At 30.7% G+C, this 21579-nt stretch carries 21 protein-coding genes and 1 tRNA gene; 15 read left to right on the top strand and 7 right to left on the bottom strand.

Annotation, left to right across the window (positions count from 1 at the left end):
• Positions 1 to 29 precede the first annotated feature (29 nt).
• Positions 30 to 740: a murein L,D-transpeptidase catalytic domain family protein gene (locus tag B3L86_RS11990; protein WP_291119445.1), complete on the top strand. Its 711-nt coding sequence runs from the start codon at positions 30 to 32 to the stop codon at positions 738 to 740.
• Here the strand turns inward: B3L86_RS11990 and B3L86_RS11985 are convergent.
• Both B3L86_RS11985 and B3L86_RS11980 read right to left on the bottom strand, forming a co-directional pair.
• Positions 729 to 2312: a L,D-transpeptidase family protein gene (locus tag B3L86_RS11985; protein WP_291119442.1), complete on the bottom strand. Its 1584-nt coding sequence runs from the start codon at positions 2310 to 2312 to the stop codon at positions 729 to 731. The genes B3L86_RS11990 and B3L86_RS11985 overlap by 12 nt on opposite strands.
• 1 nt (position 2313) lies before the next feature.
• Positions 2314 to 2766 carry a GNAT family N-acetyltransferase gene (locus tag B3L86_RS11980; protein WP_291119439.1) on the bottom strand — a complete coding sequence of 151 codons (453 nt, stop codon included), beginning with the start codon at positions 2764 to 2766 and terminating at the stop codon, positions 2314 to 2316.
• Positions 2767 to 2932: 166 nt separating this feature from the next.
• Here B3L86_RS11980 and B3L86_RS11975 point away from each other — a divergent pair.
• Positions 2933 to 3005 (top strand) — tRNA-Gly (locus B3L86_RS11975).
• A 59-nt stretch (positions 3006 to 3064) separates the two neighbouring features.
• Here the strand turns inward: B3L86_RS11975 and pepE are convergent.
• Positions 3065 to 3766, bottom strand: coding sequence for a dipeptidase PepE (gene pepE, locus B3L86_RS11970; protein ID WP_291119436.1), 702 nt, complete (start codon positions 3764 to 3766; stop codon positions 3065 to 3067).
• A 242-nt stretch (positions 3767 to 4008) separates the two neighbouring features.
• Here pepE and B3L86_RS11965 point away from each other — a divergent pair, with 242 nt between their 5' ends.
• Genes B3L86_RS11965 through B3L86_RS11940 form a run of 6 tightly spaced genes read left to right on the top strand, consistent with a single transcriptional unit; the run spans position 4009 to position 9297 of the window.
• A complete protein-coding gene (locus B3L86_RS11965) occupies positions 4009 to 4746 on the top strand; it encodes a hypothetical protein (protein WP_291119433.1) in 738 nt (245 codons plus the stop codon).
• On the top strand, positions 4736 to 5527 hold the full coding sequence (locus B3L86_RS11960; protein ID WP_291119430.1) for a hypothetical protein: 792 nt from the start codon (positions 4736 to 4738) through the stop codon (positions 5525 to 5527). The genes B3L86_RS11965 and B3L86_RS11960 overlap by 11 nt, the downstream gene beginning before the upstream one ends.
• Positions 5528 to 5529: 2 nt before the next feature.
• A complete protein-coding gene (locus tag B3L86_RS11955) occupies positions 5530 to 6036 on the top strand; it encodes a DUF6702 family protein (protein WP_291119426.1) in 507 nt (168 codons plus the stop codon).
• Positions 6037 to 6092: 56 nt separating this feature from the next.
• The gene (locus B3L86_RS11950) at positions 6093 to 8345 is read left to right on the top strand and encodes a M1 family metallopeptidase (protein ID WP_291119423.1); all 2253 of its coding nucleotides are present in this window, start codon (positions 6093 to 6095) and stop codon (positions 8343 to 8345) included.
• A gap of 32 nt (positions 8346 to 8377) precedes the next feature.
• Positions 8378 to 8725, top strand: coding sequence for a Sec-independent protein translocase subunit TatA/TatB (locus tag B3L86_RS11945; protein ID WP_291119420.1), 348 nt, complete (start codon positions 8378 to 8380; stop codon positions 8723 to 8725).
• A 2-nt stretch (positions 8726 to 8727) separates the two neighbouring features.
• On the top strand, positions 8728 to 9297 hold the full coding sequence (locus B3L86_RS11940; protein ID WP_291119417.1) for a phosphatase PAP2 family protein: 570 nt from the start codon (positions 8728 to 8730) through the stop codon (positions 9295 to 9297).
• Here B3L86_RS11940 and B3L86_RS11935 read toward each other — a convergent pair.
• A complete protein-coding gene (locus B3L86_RS11935; RefSeq protein ID WP_291119414.1) occupies positions 9294 to 9935 on the bottom strand; it encodes an O-methyltransferase in 642 nt (213 codons plus the stop codon). The two genes, B3L86_RS11940 and B3L86_RS11935, sit on opposite strands and share 4 nt — an antisense overlap.
• Positions 9936 to 10006: 71 nt before the next feature.
• Between B3L86_RS11935 and rlmN the strand changes: the two genes are divergently transcribed.
• Positions 10007 to 11059 (top strand): 23S rRNA (adenine(2503)-C(2))-methyltransferase RlmN, encoded by a 1053-nt coding sequence (gene rlmN / locus B3L86_RS11930; protein ID WP_291119631.1) that lies wholly within the window; start codon positions 10007 to 10009, stop codon positions 11057 to 11059.
• Positions 11060 to 11106: 47 nt separating this feature from the next.
• A complete protein-coding gene (locus tag B3L86_RS11925; protein WP_291119411.1) occupies positions 11107 to 12087 on the top strand; it encodes a polyprenyl synthetase family protein in 981 nt (326 codons plus the stop codon).
• Positions 12088 to 12089: 2 nt separating this feature from the next.
• Here the strand turns inward: B3L86_RS11925 and B3L86_RS11920 are convergent, their stop codons facing one another.
• The 3 genes from B3L86_RS11920 to B3L86_RS11910 are packed head-to-tail and all read right to left on the bottom strand — an operon-like array spanning position 12090 to position 15143.
• The gene (locus tag B3L86_RS11920; RefSeq protein ID WP_291119409.1) at positions 12090 to 13148 is read right to left on the bottom strand and encodes a hybrid sensor histidine kinase/response regulator; all 1059 of its coding nucleotides are present in this window, start codon (positions 13146 to 13148) and stop codon (positions 12090 to 12092) included.
• On the bottom strand, positions 13138 to 14469 hold the full coding sequence (locus B3L86_RS11915; protein WP_291119406.1) for a PAS domain-containing sensor histidine kinase: 1332 nt from the start codon (positions 14467 to 14469) through the stop codon (positions 13138 to 13140). Before B3L86_RS11915 ends, B3L86_RS11920 begins: the two co-directional genes overlap by 11 nt.
• Positions 14430 to 15143 carry a GAF domain-containing protein gene (locus B3L86_RS11910; protein WP_291119403.1) on the bottom strand — a complete coding sequence of 238 codons (714 nt, stop codon included), beginning with the start codon at positions 15141 to 15143 and terminating at the stop codon, positions 14430 to 14432. The genes B3L86_RS11915 and B3L86_RS11910 overlap by 40 nt, the downstream gene beginning before the upstream one ends.
• Before the next feature lie 588 nt (positions 15144 to 15731).
• Here B3L86_RS11910 and B3L86_RS11905 point away from each other — a divergent pair.
• The 5 genes from B3L86_RS11905 to dnaG all read left to right on the top strand — a co-directional run bounded on the left by B3L86_RS11905 (position 15732) and on the right by dnaG (position 21577).
• The gene (locus B3L86_RS11905) at positions 15732 to 16496 is read left to right on the top strand and encodes a response regulator transcription factor (RefSeq protein ID WP_291119400.1); all 765 of its coding nucleotides are present in this window, start codon (positions 15732 to 15734) and stop codon (positions 16494 to 16496) included.
• A gap of 102 nt (positions 16497 to 16598) precedes the next feature.
• A complete protein-coding gene (locus tag B3L86_RS11900) occupies positions 16599 to 17159 on the top strand; it encodes an RNA polymerase sigma factor (protein WP_291119628.1) in 561 nt (186 codons plus the stop codon).
• The gene (locus B3L86_RS11895; RefSeq protein WP_291119397.1) at positions 17140 to 17823 is read left to right on the top strand and encodes a hypothetical protein; all 684 of its coding nucleotides are present in this window, start codon (positions 17140 to 17142) and stop codon (positions 17821 to 17823) included. Before B3L86_RS11900 ends, B3L86_RS11895 begins: the two co-directional genes overlap by 20 nt.
• A 35-nt stretch (positions 17824 to 17858) precedes the next feature.
• Complete coding sequence (locus B3L86_RS11890; RefSeq protein WP_291119394.1) at positions 17859 to 18944, top strand: hypothetical protein; 1086 nt, start codon at positions 17859 to 17861, stop codon at positions 18942 to 18944.
• 644 nt (positions 18945 to 19588) lie between these two features.
• Entirely contained in the window at positions 19589 to 21577 is a 1989-nt protein-coding gene (dnaG, locus tag B3L86_RS11885) for a DNA primase (RefSeq protein ID WP_291119391.1), read from the top strand.
• Positions 21578 to 21579 lie beyond the last annotated feature (2 nt).

Raw genomic sequence — 21579 nt, 5'->3', positions numbered from 1 at the left:
CAAGTCTAACAGTAACTTCTAGAATTTCAATGATATACAAGATATTTACAGTTTTGTTGACAATATGTTTAACATCATCAACAACATTTAAAACAAGTACCGACCCCAAACTAGTTGCCGTAAATGCACCTGTTACTTTTGAATCAAAAGTCAATTCTGCTTATTCTGAATTGAAAAATTCAAATTTTTCCATTCTTCCTAATATGCAGAGTTTTTCTTCTGCTCTTGAAGGTTTTTATCAATTGAAGGAAACCGGAAAAATCAAAAAAGATGTTTTAACAATTATTGATTTTACGTTGTCTTCAACCGAAAAAAGAATGTGGGTTATTGATATGACTACTCACAAAATTTTATACCACACTTTAGTGGCTCACGGCAGAAACACCGGTGAGGAATTTGCAAAACAATTTTCAAACAAAGAAGAATCGTATCAAAGTAGTTTAGGATTTTATGCTACCGCTGAAACCTATATTGGGAAGCATGGGTTTTCATTACGTTTAGATGGATTAGAAAAAGGCATCAATGATAAAGCTAGAGATCGTGCTATTGTAATTCATGGTGCAGATTATGTTTCTGATAAATTTGTGAAACAAACCGGCAGGTTAGGAAGAAGCCAAGGCTGCCCTGCATTACCGATTGAGTTGACAAAGGACATCATCAATGTAATAAAAGAAAAATCATGTCTTTTCATTTACTATCCTTCTCCAAAATACACGGTTCAATCTAAATTAGTTTCTTAGTTTTTTATACAATTCAGCATCTAAATTATAAATGTCATCTCTGAAAATAAGTTGACCATTTTCACTCCAAGCGGTCCAATATAATAAATGGATGTAGCAATTATGATTAATGTTTACATTTTTTGTTGCACCTTCTTTAATAATTTCATCAATTCTTTCTTTGTTCCATTTTTCAGGATCGTTCAAAAGGTATTCTGTTAATTCAAAAGGGTTTTGAACCCTTACACATCCAGAACTTATCGATCTGTTTTCGCGTTCAAAATACCCTCGAGTATTCGTGTCGTGAAGATAAACTGAAAATCTGTTAGGAAACATAATTTTCACTAATCCCAATGAATTACTTGATCCCGGACTTTGTACATAGCGATAACTTCTTGCTTGAGAGGCTTGCCAATTTTCAGCTGAAACAATTTGTCCTTTTGAATCATAAACAGTAATGTTCTTTTTGGCCAAATAACTTCTGTTTTTTTGAGTTGCGGGAATCACATCTTCTTTTAAAATAGTTGGTGGCACTGTCCAAGTAGGATTAAAAACAACATAACTCAATTTTGAAGAGAGAATTGGTGTGCTTCTTTTTGCTGTTCCAACAATAACTTTATGGGTTCTTGAAGTGTCTTTGTCTTTAATAGCCAATAAAGTGTAATCGGGAATATTGATTATCAAATAGTCTCTTTCAAATTCTTTTGGATACCATCTCCAGCGTTCCATGTTGACAATAATTTGTGCTTTTCTTTTTTCTTTTGAGAAATTTAAAGCGGCAACAGTTCCTTTTCCAATAATACCATCCGGAGCTAAGCCGTGACGCATTTGGAATTTTTTTATCGCATTTTGTGTCGATTCATCATAAATAGAAGTTAAGCTATCAATGGGTTTTAAATCGTTCCAATACATCAATCTTTTTTTGATTGGAATAAGTACATTGTTTGTATCGTTTGCAACAATTTTATCTGAGATTTCAATTTTGCTCAAATCGTCTTTTGGAAAAGTTTCCAATAATTTTAGTGCTTCTTCTAAACTTTGATATACTTTGTGTTTTGGTTTTATTCTAAAAAGTGCATAATCAAAAGAATCCTTTTTTTGAAAATCAAGCAAGTGTTCTTGTATGTCGATTTTGTTTTTTTTTAAATCCCAATCTTTGTAAAGCGATTGGGGATCAAGTGAACCTATAGCTACTTTTTTTATGTATTGAATCAGATTTTTGGTTAGTAAAAAATCATAGTCAACTAATTCATTGTCATTTAATTTTTGAAATGATTTTTCATTTTTGTTTATTTTTTTTAAATCAAAATCTTTTGAATGTAGCCCATCAAATTCAACAGATTGAAATAATTGGACCAAATTTTCACGACACGAATGATTTGACCAAAATGTTTTCAATGCATTTTTTTTGTAAAATGAAATCAACATAGAATCGTTAGTTTTTGAAAGAAAAACAGAATCTATTACTGCAATTCTGTTCTCAACTGTATTGATTGTAGTTTCATCTTCTACATCAGTTTCAATGAGTTTATTTTTATCTTTACAGGAAAAGAGGGTAACAAGCAATACAATGAAAAAGTAACTTCTACTCATATTAGTAACGAATCGGATTAAGATTTTTATACATTACAAAATGTTTGCCAATATTTTCAATAAAAAAGGGATCTCCACAAATTGCATAATCCTTTTTTTTATAAAAACCCACGGCATTTTCCCGAGCATTAAACCAAATTAAAGTGCCGTAATATTTAACTGCATGATTTTCAGCCTCCAAAAGCAATTCTTCGCCATAACCCATTTTTTGATGGTGTTTTAAAACAGCCACTCCTCTTACTTGAAATTGTTTTTTTGAATCAAAAAAAACATAATTTTTTTCAAATACAGAAACAACACCAACCAATGCGGCGTTGATGTACAAACCTAAATGAATGGTTGAGGTCAAATCATCACCATCAAATTTGCAGGATTCCATTGATTGTCCCTCTCTTAAAACGGGATGTCTCACAGAATAGGTCTCAAGTGAACTTATTTCTTTGATGGTTTTCATGTAAGGGTGCGAATTTTTCCTGAAAACTAAAGGTATAACAAATTAAAAATAAAACCATTAGAAATTTAAAAATGTTTTCATGATTAAATTGTTACGAAGCAATTAAATATTTTTAAAAAAAACTTGCATTGAAGAAAACTAATTTTCTATATTTGCACTCACAAAAGCGGAAGTAGCTCAGTTGGTAGAGCTCCAGCCTTCCAAGCTGGTTGTCGCGAGTTCGAGCCTCGTCTTCCGCTCTAAAAAAACCTCAAACGAAAGCTTGAGGTTTTTTGTTTTTATCAATGCTATCAAAAAATTAAAAATTCATTTTACTTTCTGTTGGCAATTCTGAAGGCTCTTTATTGGGTTGAAATAATCTAGCGGTTAATGCTCCTTTTAATACTATTAAATCCCCTTTTACATCAAGCCAGCTTCCTTCGCGTAAACCCAAAACAGAAAGGTTATTGAATTGATGAAATTCTTTAATTCTTGTTTCACGGGTTTCGCCCATGTGAGTTGAATTTGTATCGGGATCCAAATAATGCGGATTCAAATTAAACGGAATAACTCCCAGCGTTTCAAAACTTGGCGGATAAATGATAGGCATGTCGTTTGTGGTTTGCATAGAAATGCCACAAATGTTACTTCCGGCACTGGTTCCTAAATAGGGAGTTCCGTTTTCCAAAGCTTGTTTTAAAACGGTCATGCAATTATTTTTGTACAATTGTGTAACCAATAGAAAAGTATTGCCACCTCCTGTGAAAATTCCACTTGCATCTAGAATAGCTTCACTTGGGTTTTTAAATTCATGTAAACCTTTTACGGCAATATTTATTGTTGAAAAAACAGCTTTCACTTTTGTGGTATAATCATCATGTGAAATGCCGCCTGGTCTGGCATATGGAATAAAAATAATTTCAGAACAACCTTTAAAATGTTCTTTTAATTCCGGTAATAGGTAGTCTAAATAGCCTCCATTATGTAAAGTTGAAGTGCTTGCAATAAGTAGGTTTTTCATCAAAATTTATTTAAAACAAAGTTACTTAATATTGGTTATTCAAATTTAATTAAGCCTTTAAACTTTCAGATTAACAAAATATTAGTAAGTGATTGGGAGTAAATTAAGGGAAACAGTTGTTATTTTTACAAAAAATAAATTTGGCAAATGGATTTTTTTTGCTGTTTAAAACAATAGCTTTTATCCGTAAAAATTCGTAAGTTCGTTAGAATAATTAAGGTTTTAAATCAATCATTTTATTTGTGATAAAAAAGTACTTGTATCTATTTTTCATTTCTTTTTTTGCTATTCAAGTAATGGCTCAGGAGAATTCTGAAAAAATTATAAAAGGCAAAATTGAAGTAGAAGGTGCCTCACCTGAAGGAGTTCATGTTTTAAATTTAGTAAATGAAAAATCAACAGTTTCAGATAGTAAAGGCGATTTTTCAATTCTAGCAAAGGAAGATGATTTGTTGGTTTTTTCTGCAGTACATTTGGAATATGCTCGAAAAAGCATTAGTAAAAAAGAATTTGAAACCGGTTTTGTTTCAATTAAATTACAAGAAAAAATCACAGAATTAGAAGAAGTAGTTGTTACTGAATACACAAAAATTAACGCTAAAGATTTGGGAATTATTGATTATACCCCAAAAAAATACACACCAGCTGAACGAAAATTGTATACCGCAACTTCCGGTGGTGGAATTCTTCCGATTGACCCAATTTTGAATTGGATTTCAGGAAGGACTAAAATGCTGAAGAAAGAAATTTTAGTTGAAAAACGCGAATTTTTATTAGAAAAACTGGACGATTTTTATGATGGAGATTTTTTTAATAACACATTAAAAATTCCCGAATTATATGTTGATGGTTTCAAATATTATGTAGTTGAAGATGCCGATTTGGCGACTGCTTTAAATCAAAAAAACAAAACAAGAGCTACTTTTTTATTAGGTAAATTGGCAGCCGATTTTAATGAATTTTTAAAAGATGAAAACTAAAACACTACTTTTTTTTATTTTACTTTTTGTGACTAATTCTTTTGGACAAATTGTTCCTCGAGAAATATTGCGTGGTCAAGTGGTTTCTGATTCCATAGAAATTGAACGGGTAACGATTTTTAATATCTCATCAAACAAAGGAGCCGTTTCTGATGATTTGGGTTATTTTACACTTTATGCAAGACCAACAGATACATTGGTTTTTTCGAGTGTAATAATAAAGCCTACAAAATTAATTTTAACAGAACTCGATTTTGCTATCAAAATAATGAAGGTGAAATTAAGTGTTCGTGTTAATGAATTGGATGAAGTAATTGTGTCTCCGTTTTCGTTATCGGGTGATTTGGCTCGTGATAATAAAAACTTGAAAGTTGTAATGATTGATCCTGAAATTAATAAACTAGAAATTAAAGATTTAATGCTTGAAGGCGATCAATATTCCTCACCAAAAAACAGAGCAATGCTTCCTGATGGTAGTATGGAATATGCCATGGATTTGAAACGAATAGGAAAATCAATTTATAATTTCTTTGCAAAAGATAAACCAAAAGAATCCAATTATACTAATGATCAATATTTTCAAGATGTGGTCAAAGAAAAGTTTACTTATCACTTTTTTACTGAAACTTTGGGTTTAAAACATGACGAAATTGGACTGTTTTTAAATTATTGTGAAAATGATTCTTCCGTAAAAAAACTAATGGCACCCAATAAAGAAATTGAACTTATTGACTATTTGATTTCTAAAAGTGAGACGTTTAAAAAAATACCTAAAAATTAAAAATGCTAAAAAAAATCAGCTTTTTTTCTCTTGGAGTGCTAATTTGCGTAAGCTTAACAGCTGCTTCGATTCACAAATTTTATGTTTCCATCAATCAAATTAATTTTGTTTCTGAAAAAAAGGAACTTCAAATCACTTCTCGATTTTTTATAGATGATGTTAATAATGCTTTAGAAAAAAAGCACAAATCAATATTTTATTTAGCAGATAAAAGAGAGACTCCTGAAATGACAAAAGCATTTGAAGCATATTACTTTGAGAATTTTTCAATCAAAGTGAATAATAAATCTGCAAAACTTCAAATTGTGAACAGAGAAATTGAAGATGATGTGATTATTTTATATTCCGTTTCAAAAAATATTTCAAAGATTTCATCCATAGAAGTCAAAAATACCATGCTTTTTGATTTCATTTCAGAACAACAAAACATCATTCATAGTTCTGTTCTAGGAAAAAAGCGAAGTGCATTATTAACTGTTAGTAAATCAGTTGATGTGTTAAAATATTAAAAAAATTCACACTACCTTTTTTAAAATTCTTACTTTCGAAGCTTAAATCAATTAAAATGAAGAATAGTTTACTTCTATTGCTTATTCCTGCTATTTTGTTTTCCCAAGAAAAAGTAGAAACAAAAAAGGAGCAGGGTCATTATGACAATAATAAATTCAGTCAGAATTACGATATTTATGCTACTCCAAACATGTTCAGAACGGCTTCAGGAGCTCCTGGACCGGCTTATTATCAGCAACAAGCAGATTATAAGATGAACATTGTTTTAGATGATAAAAATAAAAAGATTTATGGTGAAGAAACCATAACCTATTACAATAATTCTCCCGATGTTTTAGAATATTTATGGGTGCAATTGGACCAAAATCAAAAAGCTAGAGATTCAAAATCACCTTTGGTTGAAAATCAATCCATCAATAGTGTTTTGCCATTAGACAGTTTTACCAAAAACTATATGGAAGAGAAATTTGATGGAGGTTTTAAAATTGATTATGTTCATGACGCAAAAGGCAAACCCTTGTCTTATACTGTGAACAACACCATGATGCGAATCAATTTACCCACTCCATTAAAACCTAAAGAAAATGTCTCTTTTTCCATTAAGTGGTGGTATAATGTCAATAATTATAGAGTAGACAGAGATCGTTCCGGTTATGAAGAATTTGAAAAAGACGGAAACAGATTGTATGTTATTGCTCAATTTTTTCCAAGAATGGCTGTTTATAATGATGTTGAAGGATGGCAAAACATGCAATTCTGGGGAACAGGTGAATTTGCTTTAACTTTTGGAAATTATGATGTGAATATTACCGTTCCTGCAGATCATATTTTAGAAGCTACCGGAGTTTTATTAAACCGAAAAGAAGTTTTTACACCAGAGCAAGTTAAGCGATATGAATTGGCTGAAAAAACTTTTGACAAACCCGTTTTAGTGGTAACTCCTGAAGAAGCAAAAGCTAACGAAAAAGGATTTTCAGATAAAACTAAAACATGGAAATTCAGAGCAGAAAATGTGAGGGACTTTGCTTTTTCCTCTTCAAGAAAGTTTATTTATGATGCCATGGCGGTTAAATTGGACACCAAAAACGTAATGGCAATTTCGTTGTATCCAAATGAAAGTAATCCACTTTGGGAAGATTATTCAACCCGAGCAGTTGCACAAACATTAAAAACCTATTCCAGACTTACTTTTGACTATCCGTATCATAAAGCCATTTCTATTTCTGCTGAAGATCAAGGAATGGAATATCCTATGATTTGTTGGAATTATGGAAGACCAAATCAAGACGGTTATATTTCTGACCGAATTAAATATGGAATGATAAGTGTTATTATTCACGAAGTAGGACACAATTATTTTCCTATGATTGTCAATTCAGACGAACGTCAATGGAGTTGGATGGATGAAGGTTTGAATACGTTCCTGGAATATTTGACAGAACAAGAGTTTATGGAAAATTATCCGTCAAGTAGAGGTCCTGCTCATAAAATTGTGCCTTATATGAAAGGCGATCAACGCTTCTTGGAGCCCATTATGTCAAATTCTGAAGTGATTCATCAATTTGGAGCAAATGCATACGGCAAACCCGCAACAGCCTTAAACATTCTACGTGAAACCATCATGGGAAGAGAATTATTTGACCATGCATTTAAAACATATGCCAACCGTTGGAAGTTCAAACACCCAACTCCCGAAGATTTTTTCAGAACCATGGAAGACGCTTCTGCAGTTGATTTAGATTGGTTTTGGAGAGGTTGGTTTTATTCAACAGATTTTGTTGATATTGAAATTACAGATGTAAAACAATATTTTGTTACGGATACTCCAACTGAAGAATTGAAAAATGCAAACGTAAGAAGAGGAAGATTTGGAAATGCAAACGGACCTTTTGTTTATCTAGTTGAAGAGAATAATAAAGAGTTGGCTGCAGCCAAAAAGAAAGCTTTAAACGTTGAAGAGTTTAAAGATTTGAATGAGTTTTTGAATAAAAAATTCTCTCCTCAAGAAAGAGCTTCATTGAAATCACCAAAATTCTTCTATGAAGTTAGTTTTGGAAAGCCGGGCGGATTAATTATGCCTATTCTTGTGGAATTAACTTTTGAAGATGGTACTAAAGAAATGCACAAGTTTCCGGAACAAATTTGGAGAAAAAACAATCAAACTGCCAAACGCGTTTTTGCTACTGAAAAGAAAGTAACCAAATTTCAAGTGGATCCAAAATTAGAAACTGCTGATATTGATGTTGACAATAACGTTTGGCCAAGAGAAAAAACAGATTCCAAATTTGAAACTTCACAAAACAAATAATCTTCGTACTTTTGCAGTAAAGAAATTGGATTATGTTTGGAATTGGTGGTAGCGAATTATTGTTTATAATTTTTATTGTACTGATGCTTTTTGGATCGGATAAGATTCCCGAAATAGCTCGTTCAGCAGGTAAATTTATGAAGCATTTGAAACACGCTACTAATGATATTAAAAGCGAAATTCAAAAGAGTGCCGAAGCCAACGGCATAGACACTCAAAGTATTACAGGTGGAATTTCAGAAGAAATTGATAAAGTAAAACAAAGTTTTAGCAACACTGTCGATTCCACAGCAGGTGTTGAAACCAATTTTACAACTGAAATAGAAAAAGTAAAAGAAGATATCGAAAAAATTACCGGACCAATTAAAAGACAGTTTTAAATTTGGAGAAACTAATAGAATTAGATAAAGAACTTTTACTTTTTCTGAACAATCTCGGTTCCGACCAATGGGATGGTTTTTGGTTGATTATTACCAAACAATTTTATTGGTCTGCTTTTTTTGTAGCCTTATTTTACCTTCTTATCAAAAAAATTGGTTGGAAACAATTCGGTTTTATTGTTTTGTTTTTGGCTCTTTTAATTTTAGTTACAGATCAATTTACCAATTTTGTAAAATATAGTTTTGAGCGATTGCGACCATGTAATGATCCAACATTAGAGGGATTGTTAAGAATTAAAGAAGGTTGGTCAAGAAAATCATTTAGTTTTTTTTCGGGTCATGCCTCCAATTCCATGGCAACTACAACTTTCTTTTATTTGATATCTAGAAAATACTATCGCTACAGCTTTATGATGTTTATTTTTCCTCTAGTTTTTGCTTACAGTAGAATTTATCTGGGATTGCATTTTCCATCAGACATACTTTCAGGTTATATTTTCGGATTGTTTACAGGAACTTTATTTTATCGAATTTATAAAATTACTCAAGCAAAGTATTTTCCAATCAGTTAAAGCACCCGACTCACCGTTAATCCATCTCGAATAGGTAACAAAACGGTTTCTACTCTTTGGTCATTCTTTAAACGTTGGTTGTATTCCAATAAAATTTTCGTACTCAAATCACCTTCTTTCAAAGGTTCAACTACTTTTCCGGACCACAACACATTATCTGATAAAATAATGCCGCCTTTATTCATTTTCGGAACTATTAATTCATAGTAGTTTAGGTAGTTCTCTTTATCCGCATCAATAAAAACCAAATCAAATTTTATTTCTAAGGTTGGAATAATATCTACAGCTTCACCCAAATGTTGCACAATCTGACTTCCCCAAGGCGATTTATCAAAGTATTTCCGTTGAAAATCAACCAATTCTTCTTTGATGTCAATGGTATGAACGATGCCGTTTTCTTGCATGCCTTCACACAAACATAAGGTAGCATAACCCGTGTAGGTTCCAATTTCCAAAATGGAAGTGGGTCGAATTAATTTGGATAACATACTCAAAACCCGTCCCTGAAAATGTCCACTCAACATTCGAGGCAACAATATTTTTTGGTAGGTTTCTTTGTTTAATTGAGCTAATAATTCCGGTTCATCTTGCGAATGAGCCGTGACGTAATCTTCTAAATCTTCGGAAAGGAAATGCATGTAAAATGATTTTCGACAAAATTACAAATTACAAATCAATCAATTCCGTAAATAGTTCCTATTTTTGCACCATGAGCACCACCAAAAAAGACATTCGGGCATTAACCAAAACACAACTACGTGATTTTTTTGTAGCCAATGGCGACAAAGCTTTCCGCGGCAATCAAGTATATGAATGGTTGTGGAGTAAAAAAGTGTATTCTTTTGAAGACATGACCAATGTTTCCAAAGAAACCCGTCAAATGTTGGAAGATAATTTTGTCATCAATCACATCAAAGTAGATCAAATGCAACGCAGCGAAGACGGAACTGTGAAAAACGCCGTTCGTTTGTATGATGGTTTAGTGGTGGAAAGTGTTTTAATTCCCACTGAAACTCGCACAACCGCTTGCGTTTCCAGTCAAGTGGGTTGTAGTTTAGATTGTAATTTCTGTGCAACTGCTCGTTTAAAACGAATGCGAAACTTAAATCCTGACGAGATTTACGATCAAGTAGTTGCCATCGACAACGAAAGCCGTTTGTATTTTGAGCGACCGCTTTCCAATATTGTTTTTATGGGAATGGGTGAACCCTTGATGAATTATAATAACGTCATCAAAGCCATCGAAATGATTACGTCACCTGAAGGATTGGGAATGTCACCCAAACGAATCACACTTTCCACTTCCGGGATTCCGAAAATGATTAAAAAAATGGCGGATGAAGAAGTGAAATTCAAATTAGCTGTTTCGCTACATTCAGCAATCGATGAAATTCGTGCTGAAATCATGCCATTTTCCAAAAGTTTTCCGTTAAAAGAATTACGTGAAAGTTTAGAATATTGGTATCAAAAAACCAAAAGCAAAATCACGTATGAATATGTGGTTTGGAAAGGTATCAACGATGATAAAAAATCGATTGATGCCTTGGTTAAATTTTGTAAATACGTGCCTTGTAAAGTCAATTTAATTGAATATAACCCCATTGATGATGGAATGTTTCAACAAGCTTCGGATGCTGCTTTAGAAGAATATGTGAAAGCATTAGACAAAATTGGCGTGATTGCTAAGGTTCGTAGAAGTCGCGGAAAAGATATTGATGCTGCTTGTGGTCAATTAGCTAATAAAAATGAAGCAGTTTCCTAATAATTCAAGTTGTGATTTTCTAACTTTCTAACTATCTTTGAACTTTCATGAAAATCACTGAACAAATCAAGCAACCCATCATCAAGGAGATGGAACTTTTTGAAAAAAAGTTCTACGAATCGATGTCTTCTAAAGTGGCGTTGCTCAACAGAATCACTTATTATATAGTAAACCGAAAAGGAAAACAAATGCGTCCGATGTTTGTATTCCTGACGGCCAAAATGGTTTCAGGAGGTATAGTAAACGAACGAACCTACCGTGGTGCTTCGGTTATTGAATTAATTCACACTGCAACATTAGTTCATGATGACGTTGTGGATGACAGTAATCGCCGTCGCGGATTTTTTTCTATTAACGCGTTGTGGAAAAACAAAATCGCCGTTTTAGTGGGGGATTTTTTATTATCTAAAGGATTACTGCTTTCTATTGATAATAATGATTTTGATTTATTGAAAATCATTTCTGTTGCCGTTCGCGAAATGAGTGAGGGCGAATTACTTCAAATTGAAAAAGCCCGAAGATTAGATATTACCGAAGATATTTACTATGAAATCATCCGCCAAAAAACGGCTACGTTAATTGCAGCATGTTGTTCGCTTGGAGCTTGTTCGGTTTTACCCGAGAATCAAGAAGTGGTCGAAAAAATGAGAAAATTTGGCGAACTCATCGGAATGGCATTTCAAATTAAAGATGATTTATTTGATTATACAGACGAAGCCATCGGCAAACCCACCGGAATTGATATTAAAGAGCAAAAAATGACACTTCCTCTTATTTATGTCTTAAATAATTGTACTTCCAAAGAAAAAAGTTGGCTCATCAATTCTATCAAAAATCATAATAAAGATAAAAAAAGAGTCAAAGAGGTTATTGCTTTTGTGAAAAACAACAAAGGTTTGGACTATGCAGAGCAAAAAATGATTCAGTTTCAACAAGAAGCTTTGCAACTTTTAAATAATTTTCCAACTTCAGCATACAAAGATGCTTTGATTTTGATGGTGAATTATGTAATTGAGAGGAAAAAATAAAATTATGCTAAGGGTATAAGTATTTCTACTTCAGTTCCATTTCCTTCAGAAGAATTAATATTTATTTTGCCTTCATATTTTTCAATAATTTTTTTACTTAAGAAAAGACCTAATCCAATTCCCTTTATATCATTCCTTTCTTGGTTAAATTGAACAAGATTGCCAACTTGTTTAAGTTGTTTTTTACTCATTCCAATACCTGAATCTACAATTTTTAATTGATACAGTTTGTTTTTTTCTTTTCCTATAATTTTAATTTGAGAATTAGATTTTGAAAATTTAAATGCATTGTCAATTAGTTCTAATAAAATAAACAAAATATCTTTTCTTGAAATATTTATCAATGCGTTAGTTATATCTAAAGTTATCTCATTTTTATAGTTTGAATTTATTTTTATTATTTTATCTAAACATTCTATAATACAAGGTTCAATTTCTATCGTTGCATTTTTATTAATGTAATACTTGTTTGCAATTATTTTTTGATAGTTAATAACATTCGTAAATGTTCGGTTCAATTTTTCCGCAGCGTCTTTTATTGTTTCAAAATATTCAGTTTTATTACTTAAATCATATTGGTCTTTTAAAAATTCTACATTATTTAAAATAAGATAAAGGGGAGTGTTTATTTCATCAACTAAGTAATCATCAAAATGTATATCAAGTAAATCTGAATGATTTTTTAATTCTTGAAATCTTTTTAGTTTTACTTCAATCGTTGCTATTAGCTCATCAATTTTAAAAGGTTTTGATATGTAACCGTCAACACCTTTTATGGAGGCTTCAATTAATTCCACTTCTGGTTTTTTGGCGGTTAAAAAGATAAATGGTATTTGATTGTATTTTTGATTGCTTCTCACTGCATTAAGTAATTCATATCCGTTGCAGTTGGGCATCATAATGTCACTAACTATTATGTCGGGGGTCCAGTGTTCTAAGTTTTTTAATGCCTCCAATCCATCTTCTGCACTAATGGTTTCAAAATTATTAATAACAAGTAATTCGTAAATTGTTTCTCTGATTAGATCATCATCTTCAACCAGAAGTATTTTAGTTTTCATAAGGAAATTTTAATGTAACAATTGTTCCTTTTCCTTCTTCACTATATAATGAAATGGAACCATTTAATAGTTCTGTAAATTGTTTTGCTATGATTAATCCTAGTCCTGAGCCTTTTATAGTAGAGGTGTTGCTGGCTCTAAAAAAGGATTGAAATAGGTGTTTGTTTTCTTCTAAAGGAATTCCGATGCCAAAATCAATTACTTCTACTCTAAAATGATCCTGATAGTAATTAATTCTAACGATAGGACTCGGTCTGTTTTTTGAATATTTTAAAGAATTTGAAATTAAATTATTGAAAATATGGATCAATAAACTTTCATCAGATTTTATTTTTCTGCATTCACCATTTGATTCGAAAATTACTTTTCGATTATCGTGTTCATCATTAAAATAGGTTTCTATTATTTTTTCAAAAAAGGAGTTGAGACATATTTCCTGAATTTCAACTTTAAGATTCCCCGATTCGTATTTTCCAAATATCAAAATATTATTCATGAGCTCAGTCATACGATCAATTTCATTCATGACCCTGTCAGATATCGTTTCAATATCTTTTTTTAAATCTGGACTCAATGAGGTTACTTTGTAATTCAAAAGTTCAATATTTGAATAAATAACAGTAAGAGGTGTTCTAAATTGATGCGAGGCCATTGTTACAAAGCCAGATTTTAATTCATTTAGTTCTCTTTCTTTTTGCAAGGCCATTTTCATCTCTTGTTCAGCATTTATACGCTCAGTAATATCTCTACTTGAAGTTTGAATTCCAATTAAATTATTATCAAGATCTGTTATTATCTTTGAAATGATTTCTAACCAAACATATGAATTGTTTTTCTTTCGAAAGCGAAAGGTTGAAGTGTTTAATTGTTTGTCTGCAATGATATTAAGATGTCTTTTTTTTAATTCAAATATATCATCAGGATGAATATTTTCATATGGATTTTGTCCAACAAGCTCTTCAGGTAAGTAGCCAATTATTTCTTTAGAAGAATTAGAAACGTAAGTAAAAATTCCATCAAGGTCATGTTGACAAATTAAATCGGTAGTGTTTTCCGCAATAAATCTAAATTTTTCTTCTGATATTTCTAATTCACGTTCTTTTTCTTTTATTTCACTAATATCAATATGGGTTCCTAAAAGCTTAATAGGCTTTCCATAACTGTCATAGGTAGCTAGTCCGGAATACTTTATCCACACATATTTTCCTTCTTTGTGTTTCATTCTAAAAACTCCTTCGAATTTGTCACTAATTCCTTTTAGATAATTAGAAATATTTCTTTCTACCAAATCAATATCATCAGGATGTACATTATTTTCCATGTAGAATAATTATGCTCCAACTCACTATTAGAATATCCTAACATGCCAAACCAATTATAAGAAAATATAACTTCGTTGGTGATTAAGTTCCATTCCCATTTGGCTTGTTTTGAACTTTTAATATATAAATCTAACTCATAAAGAGTATTTATGAGTTCTTGTCTGGTTTTATCTTGATTAAGTCTGATACCTATGTTGTTTGCAACAGAGTGAAGTGCATTAACTTCTTCTTTTTTCCATATTCGTTCATTTTGGCAGTCATCAAATCCTATCCAGCCCCAAAATTCGTTATTAGAGAAAATGGGTGTAAAGAGATAGGACTTGATACCTTGCATTTCCATGATTTCTCTAAAAAATTCATTTGAAATTTCTCTTACAGTTCCATATAAAGGGTTGTTTTGAATTAGCACTTCATAAAGCCCTGGAAAAGCATCATAGGAATATCCATTTAAATCAGGGTTTCCAATGTATGCTTCTACGTTTTCATTGCACCATTCATATTCGTAATAGAGTTTTAAAATACCATCGTCAATTTGATTTTTAAAAATGTAACATCTATCAATGGATATGTTGTCCCCTAAAGCTGTGATGCATAGTTGTAGCGCTTCTGATATAGAATGCTCATTGAGTAAATGATTGTTCGCTTTTGAAATACCGGTTAATAAATCTATCATTTTAGGGCACTATTACAAGTTGAATTAAGAAGCCTTAAGTAATGCTTTTTTTGAATAAAAATCTTTCAAGAATTCCTTAAAAATTGATTTATCTGAGGGTTCTATTTTAATCTTAAAATGACTATTATTCATAGAAAGCGTAAAAAAATAATCATATTGTTTAAGGTATAAAAATGAAAACACATAAGACAAAATATGAAAACCAAAAAGATACCAGTTAAAATTAATAAAATAATATACTATAAAAAATAAAGTAAAACTAAAAATAAAAAATTGATAATTTTTATTTTTTTCTTTAATTAGAATAGCAGAATTAATAGAATTCAAATCAAAAACATTAAATTGTTTTTTATATTTGAGGTATAATTTTTGTTCATTAATCCATAGTACTGTACTACTGTAAATTTTTAACTGATTTTTGTTTACGGTAGGATTGTACATAATAGTTTCCATAGATGCTTTAATAATAATAAAAATTAGAGAATTTACTAACCAAATGTAACTATGGAGTATAAAAAACCACTAGTACTTACTGTAGATTTAAATTAAATTATTAATAATTAAAAAAAAATAATTTAATTTTATAATATGGATTTATTAAATGTAAAAATTCTTTTAATTGAAGATGATTTGTCTCTAGGCCAAACTATCTCAGACTTATTGAAGTTAAATAATTACAATGTGAAATGGTGCCAAAATGGCCTTGAAGCTTTTCATTTTCTTGAGCGTACTATACCCGATTTAATTATTTGCGATCTCATGATGCCTGTAATGTCAGGAGAGGAATTGTTTCTGAAAATAAGAAAATTGAAAAAGTTTGATGAAGTTCCATTTATAGTCATAACAGCAGATATCTCTTTAGATATGAAAATAAGACAATTGCAAAATGGTGTTAATGACTTCATTATTAAGCCTTTTAAAATACAAGAGTTGTTGTTAAAAACAAGGAATTTCTTGAATTATAAACACAAAATTTTAGAAAAATCCAAGCCCGATCCATTTTCTAAAATCACTATTAAGTTAAAAAACAAAAATTTTTTTGATTTGCTGAATGATTTGTTGTTAAGAAACATCAAGTCTGATATATCAATTGATTCTTTGGCCGCAGAACTTTTTATAAGTAAATCTACGCTTGATAAAAGGATTCGAAAACAAAAACAATGCAATACAAGTCAGTATATCAGAGAATTCAGAATAGAATATTCGATAAGACTAATAGAAGCAGGCGAAACAAATATTCAACAGTTAGCTGATAATTCCGGTTTCAATTCTTTATCTTATTTTTCATTAAGTTTTAAAAAGTATCTAAAAGTTTCACCTAAAACTTATATAAAAAAAAGAATTTCAAATTAATTTCTTTTTCATGCAACCCTTTTATATTTTTATTCGTCTATAATAATGTAGATCAACAATAATTATCAATAATAAATTATTGAAACTGAATAGGTATAAATGATGAAGGTACTGCAATTACATCAAGACGAGAAAAATACTATCCGACTGGCAGTAGAAAATAACCGACATGCACAACATCAGATTTTTACAAAATTTTCAGCAAAAATGCTTGGAGTTTGTAGGCAATATATTAAAGATTTACACCAAGCTGAGGATGTGATGATTACTGCTTTTATGAAAGTTTTTTCAAGTTTGAAAAATTTTGAACACAAAGGCAGTTTTGAAGGTTGGATAAGAAGGATTATGATTAATGAATGTATTTCATTTATTAGAGTTCAAAAACAAGTGAAGTTTATTGAAGAGGAGACTTTTTTTGAAGAAAGGCATAATAACATTGAGAGTAAATTTTCGGTAGAAGATATTCAATTTCTTATTGACTGCTTACCTGATGGTTATAAAATGATTTTTAATCTCTATGCGATTGAAGGATACAAACACCAAGAAATAGCAAAAATGTTAGGTATCAATGAAGGGACCTCAAAATCGCAACTATCACATGCCAGAAAGATGCTTCAAAATCAAATTAACAAGTTAAAAAATTATGAAAACGGAACCGAATAATATAGAAAAACTCTTCAGAGAAAAACTGTATCAGAGAGAGATTCAACCCTCGAAAAAGGCTTGGGATCGTATGGATGCAATGCTTTCATTAGAAGAACAAAAGCCGAATAGAAATTATAAATGGCTTTCGATTGCAGCTGGATTTATTGGATTCACACTGTTTGGTATTTTTATGGTAAATAAAGAGAATATAAATGAAAATGCACATCCATCTAACCCTATTGTTTTGGAAAAGGATTCTAAATTAATTAAAAATGAAACAACATTAGAAACAAAAAATAGTATTCTAGAAGCTAAAAAAAAGGTATTTGTTAGCATTCCAACCGAAAAAATAAAAGAGCCTAAACAAGAAATCAATCCTAAAAAAGACATTATTTTGGATGTTCAGCCTCTCAAAGAAAATCCAATTGTTGAGAATAAAATTATTGAAAAATCAACAAACAATTATATAAATCCTGAATCTCTTTTGGCAGAAATTACTTCCGATGAAAAATTAAAATTAAAAGAATTGCCATCAAAGCCTCAAGTTAAGGTGGATGCAAATGTTTTGCTTAATTCAATAGAAAATGAAGTCAATGAAAGTTTCAGAAATAAAGTCATTCAAACCTTTAATGATAAATATAATGCAGCTAAATCATCATTAGCTAACAGAAATCACGAATAAAACAATCAAATCACGAACAGTTAAATTTTAAAATTATGCAAAAAATTATTCTTTATGTAGCAATATTGCTATGTGCCTTTGCTACGCAGTTGTATGGTCAAGTTTCTTTTGAAGAAAAAGCTAAAGTTATTTCTCAAAACATTCAAAAAATAACAGCTGAAGAAAAAGAGGCTCTTAAAAATGAGATTGAAGATATTAATAAACTTTTTGAAAATGGAGTTATATCTAAAGAAAAAGCTGATGCTGATAAATTGAAAGCTGCAGAATTAAGAGCAAAAAATATTGAAACTCGAGTGGCTGATGAAGAACAAAAATTAACTTTATTAGTTAGAGAACAAGTTGATGGAACTATAGCGACTAATACTACTCAAGATACTGATACTGTCAGAATGGGTAGGAATAGGCTTATAATTACCTACGAACGAGGTGATAAAGACAATAAAAATTATAAAGCTTGTAAACCTCATTATGAAAAAAGAACAACATCACAGTTTGTCTTTTCTTTTGGTTTAAATAATTTAATAACTGATGGTGATCTTGGCTCGATTGAGGACAGCGATTTCAGATTTTGGGGTTCACACTCTTATGAATGGGGCTTAACTTATAATACCAGAATTTTTAAAAGCGATAATTTATTACATTTAAAATATGGTTTGTCTTTGATGTATAATAATTTAAGAGCTACAGATAATCGATATTTTGTAAAAAATGGAAATCAAACTGAATTACAAGACTTCGGTTTAGATTTGAGGGAGAGCCGTTTTAGAAATGTTCAGTTGGTAGTTCCAATGCATTTAGAATTTGATTTTACGCCAAAAACTATTGCAGAAGATGGTGCATCTCGATTTAAAACACACCAATCTTTTAGATTGGGAGTTGGAGGATTTGCAGGTTTTAATGTAAAAAATAAACAAATTTTAAAATATAAAGAAGATGATGTTAGAGTAAAAATAAAAGAAAAAGGTGATTTTAATACAAATCCAATTGTTTATGGTTTGTCAACCTACATCGGTTATAAAGAAACAAGTTTGTATTTGAAATATAATTTGAATACTTTGTTTAAAGACAATCCGGTTGATCAAAATAATATTTCTTTAGGTTTGAGATTTGATTTTAATTAAAATTTTAGCGAAAGTATAAATGAGCTTCCTTAATGAAGCTTTTTTTATTCCAACTGATTTTTTTTTAAATATATAGTAAATAGCAAACATAAATAAAAATGCTGTTGTATTATTGTCTGTAAAAATTTTTTTTTTTTAGAATTTAGCCGTTGCCAAAGTATTCCAAAATTTAGGGCAATAAATAGGCACTATTTTGGTAAACGGCTGAATCTATAAAAATCAACTTACAGTTTTTTTTCTACCTCTCTTCAACTTCTTTAAAAATATCGCTTTTTATATCCCATTTTATATTAGTTTTAAAGTAGTAATTATCTTTTTCTAAAAGTCTGTAATTAATGTTCATTTATTTAGAGTTCAATTTTTTATTGCAATAATTTTTATCAAAAAGAAATAAATAAATCCCAGTTAATTCAATGAATAAAAGTTTGCTTTAAAAATAGATTTACATATTCAGTTAAAATAAAAATATTTTTATTTTGTAGTTAGCTTTTATCACTATAAATTTGAGCATTATAAATTTGAGTTTTAATAAATTTTAAAATTGATTTAAATTGTTACTTCGATTTATTTTCAAAACCTAATTAGCTAACCTGCTATATTTTTTTAATAAAAACCATTGTTTAGTTTTAATAAAAATTCTCAATTTGATTTCACAAAATACCATTGATTTAGTTTTTGAAACTGCCCGAGTTGAGGAGGTAATTGGTGATTTTGTGCAGCTTAAGCGTGCCGGGAGTAATTTGAAAGGCTTGAGTCCATTTTCCAATGAAAAATCACCCTCCTTCATGGTTTCGCCCGTGAAGCAGATTTGGAAAGATTTTAGCACTGGAAAAGGTGGGAATTCAGTTACTTTTTTGATGGAACACGAGCATTTTTCTTTTCCTGAAGCTATTAGGTATTTGGCCAAAAAATATAACATTGAAATTGAAGAAACCGTTTCAAGTGATGAGGATAAAGCCATAGTCAATGAAAAAGAGAGTATGTATTTGGTTTCCGAATTTGCAAGTAAGTATTTCCAACATGTTTTGTGGGAAGAAGAAGAAGGAAAAGCCATCGGATTATCCTATTTTAAAGAACGTGGTTTTTCTACTGAAACCATCAAAAAATTTAATTTAGGTTATTCGCCTAATATTTGGGATGCTTTTACTAAAGAAGCTCTTGGAAAAGCCTATAAACTAGACTATTTAGAAAAGACCGGACTCACTATTATTGGCGAAGATAAGCAGTTTGACCGATTCAAAGGACGCGTGATGTTTCCTATTCAAAGTATGTCGGGAAGAGTGCTCGGTTTTGGTGGCCGAATTTTAACAAATGATAAAAAAGCCGCCAAATATTTGAATTCTCCCGAGAGTGAAATTTATCATAAAAGTAATGTACTTTACGGAATTTTTCATGCCAAACAAGCTATTGCTAAACTTGATAATTGTTTTTTGGTGGAAGGCTATACCGATGTGATTCAAATGCATCAGGCCGGAATTGAAAATGTAGTTTCTTCCTCAGGGACAGCGTTAACATCCAACCAAATTAGATTGATTAATCGGTTGACAAAAAATATTACGGTGCTTTTTGACGGTGATGCGGCGGGCTTGCGAGCTTCTATACGCGGAATCGATTTGATTTTAGAAGAAGGCATGAATGTCAAAATTTGTACTTTCCCCGATGGCGATGATCCGGATAGTTTTGCAAAGAAAACACCCTATGAAGAATTGGTAAAGTATTTAGACGAAAATGCTAAAGATTTTATTCAGTTCAAAGCGTCTTTGTTAATTAAAGATGCCAAGAATGATCCTATCAAAAAAGCAGAATTAATCCGGGATATGGTAACTAGCATCTCTAAAATTCCTGACAGAATAAAAAGAGAAATTTACATTCAGGAGTGTAGTAGAATAATGGATATTTCTGAAGATGTTTTATTTAGCACTTTGGCTCAAATGGCACAAAAAGATTTGACTGAGGCTAACAAAAAATTTAAACAAGAACAGAAAGTATTTGATGTAGTTAAAAATGAAACCGATCAAAATGTTTCAAGAGTTGACATTGTTAATCTATTAGAAAAGTCAATCCTTGAAATTTTAATGCTATACGGTCATCACGAAGTAGAATTTGAAAATGTTTTTATTCAATTTGATGATAATGGGAAAGAGTTTGAAACTATCGAAAAGGTAAAACAAAAAATTTATGAACGCATTTATTTGAGTTTACAAGAAGATGAGATTGAATTGGCTAATCCAATTTTTAACGCCATTTATATTGATTTAGTTTCACAATATCACCAAAATGAATTGTTTGATAAAAACAATTATCTCAACAACTTAATGCCGGAACATGCAGCTGTTGTCACAGATATCTTGATGAATGATGAAAAATACCAATTGCATGGTTGGTTAGGTAAAAAACAGGTTTTTGTAAAGGAAAAAGATGATTTTGAAATTCTGTCTCGATTGGTTTCAGAAACTATAGTTACTTTTAGAGAATACCTTATTAATAAAATTAATAAAGACTTGATGAAGCAAATACAAGCAGAAACACCCGAGTTTAAACCCGAGGAAATTATAACCTTAATAAATGACTATAACAAACTCAAAGTTACAATTACACGTAGAATTGGAAGAATGAGAACAGATTATAATTAAAA

The organism is Flavobacterium sp. UBA6135 (genome assembly GCF_002428305.1).
Classification (GTDB): Bacteria; Bacteroidota; Bacteroidia; order Flavobacteriales; family Flavobacteriaceae; genus Flavobacterium.
Note: the sequence above shows the minus strand (reverse complement) of the source record. Positions and strands in the feature narration are given on the sequence as shown.

Coding starts and splice junctions, on each gene's coding strand:
- B3L86_RS11990 (WP_291119445.1), top strand. CDS start 30: ATGATATACAAGATATTTACAGTTTTGTTGACAATATGTTTAACATCA.
- B3L86_RS11985 (WP_291119442.1), bottom strand. CDS start 2,312: ATGAGTAGAAGTTACTTTTTCATTGTATTGCTTGTTACCCTCTTTTCC.
- B3L86_RS11980 (WP_291119439.1), bottom strand. CDS start 2,766: ATGAAAACCATCAAAGAAATAAGTTCACTTGAGACCTATTCTGTGAGA.
- pepE (WP_291119436.1), bottom strand. CDS start 3,766: ATGAAAAACCTACTTATTGCAAGCACTTCAACTTTACATAATGGAGGC.
- B3L86_RS11960 (WP_291119430.1), top strand. CDS start 4,736: ATGAAAACTAAAACACTACTTTTTTTTATTTTACTTTTTGTGACTAAT.
- B3L86_RS11955 (WP_291119426.1), top strand. CDS start 5,530: ATGCTAAAAAAAATCAGCTTTTTTTCTCTTGGAGTGCTAATTTGCGTA.
- B3L86_RS11950 (WP_291119423.1), top strand. CDS start 6,093: ATGAAGAATAGTTTACTTCTATTGCTTATTCCTGCTATTTTGTTTTCC.
- B3L86_RS11945 (WP_291119420.1), top strand. CDS start 8,378: ATGTTTGGAATTGGTGGTAGCGAATTATTGTTTATAATTTTTATTGTA.
- B3L86_RS11935 (WP_291119414.1), bottom strand. CDS start 9,935: ATGCATTTCCTTTCCGAAGATTTAGAAGATTACGTCACGGCTCATTCG.
- rlmN (WP_291119631.1), top strand. CDS start 10,007: ATGAGCACCACCAAAAAAGACATTCGGGCATTAACCAAAACACAACTA.
- B3L86_RS11925 (WP_291119411.1), top strand. CDS start 11,107: ATGAAAATCACTGAACAAATCAAGCAACCCATCATCAAGGAGATGGAA.
- B3L86_RS11920 (WP_291119409.1), bottom strand. CDS start 13,148: ATGAAAACTAAAATACTTCTGGTTGAAGATGATGATCTAATCAGAGAA.
- B3L86_RS11915 (WP_291119406.1), bottom strand. CDS start 14,469: ATGGAAAATAATGTACATCCTGATGATATTGATTTGGTAGAAAGAAAT.
- B3L86_RS11910 (WP_291119403.1), bottom strand. CDS start 15,143: ATGATAGATTTATTAACCGGTATTTCAAAAGCGAACAATCATTTACTC.
- B3L86_RS11905 (WP_291119400.1), top strand. CDS start 15,732: ATGGATTTATTAAATGTAAAAATTCTTTTAATTGAAGATGATTTGTCT.
- B3L86_RS11900 (WP_291119628.1), top strand. CDS start 16,599: ATGAAGGTACTGCAATTACATCAAGACGAGAAAAATACTATCCGACTG.
- B3L86_RS11895 (WP_291119397.1), top strand. CDS start 17,140: ATGAAAACGGAACCGAATAATATAGAAAAACTCTTCAGAGAAAAACTG.
- B3L86_RS11890 (WP_291119394.1), top strand. CDS start 17,859: ATGCAAAAAATTATTCTTTATGTAGCAATATTGCTATGTGCCTTTGCT.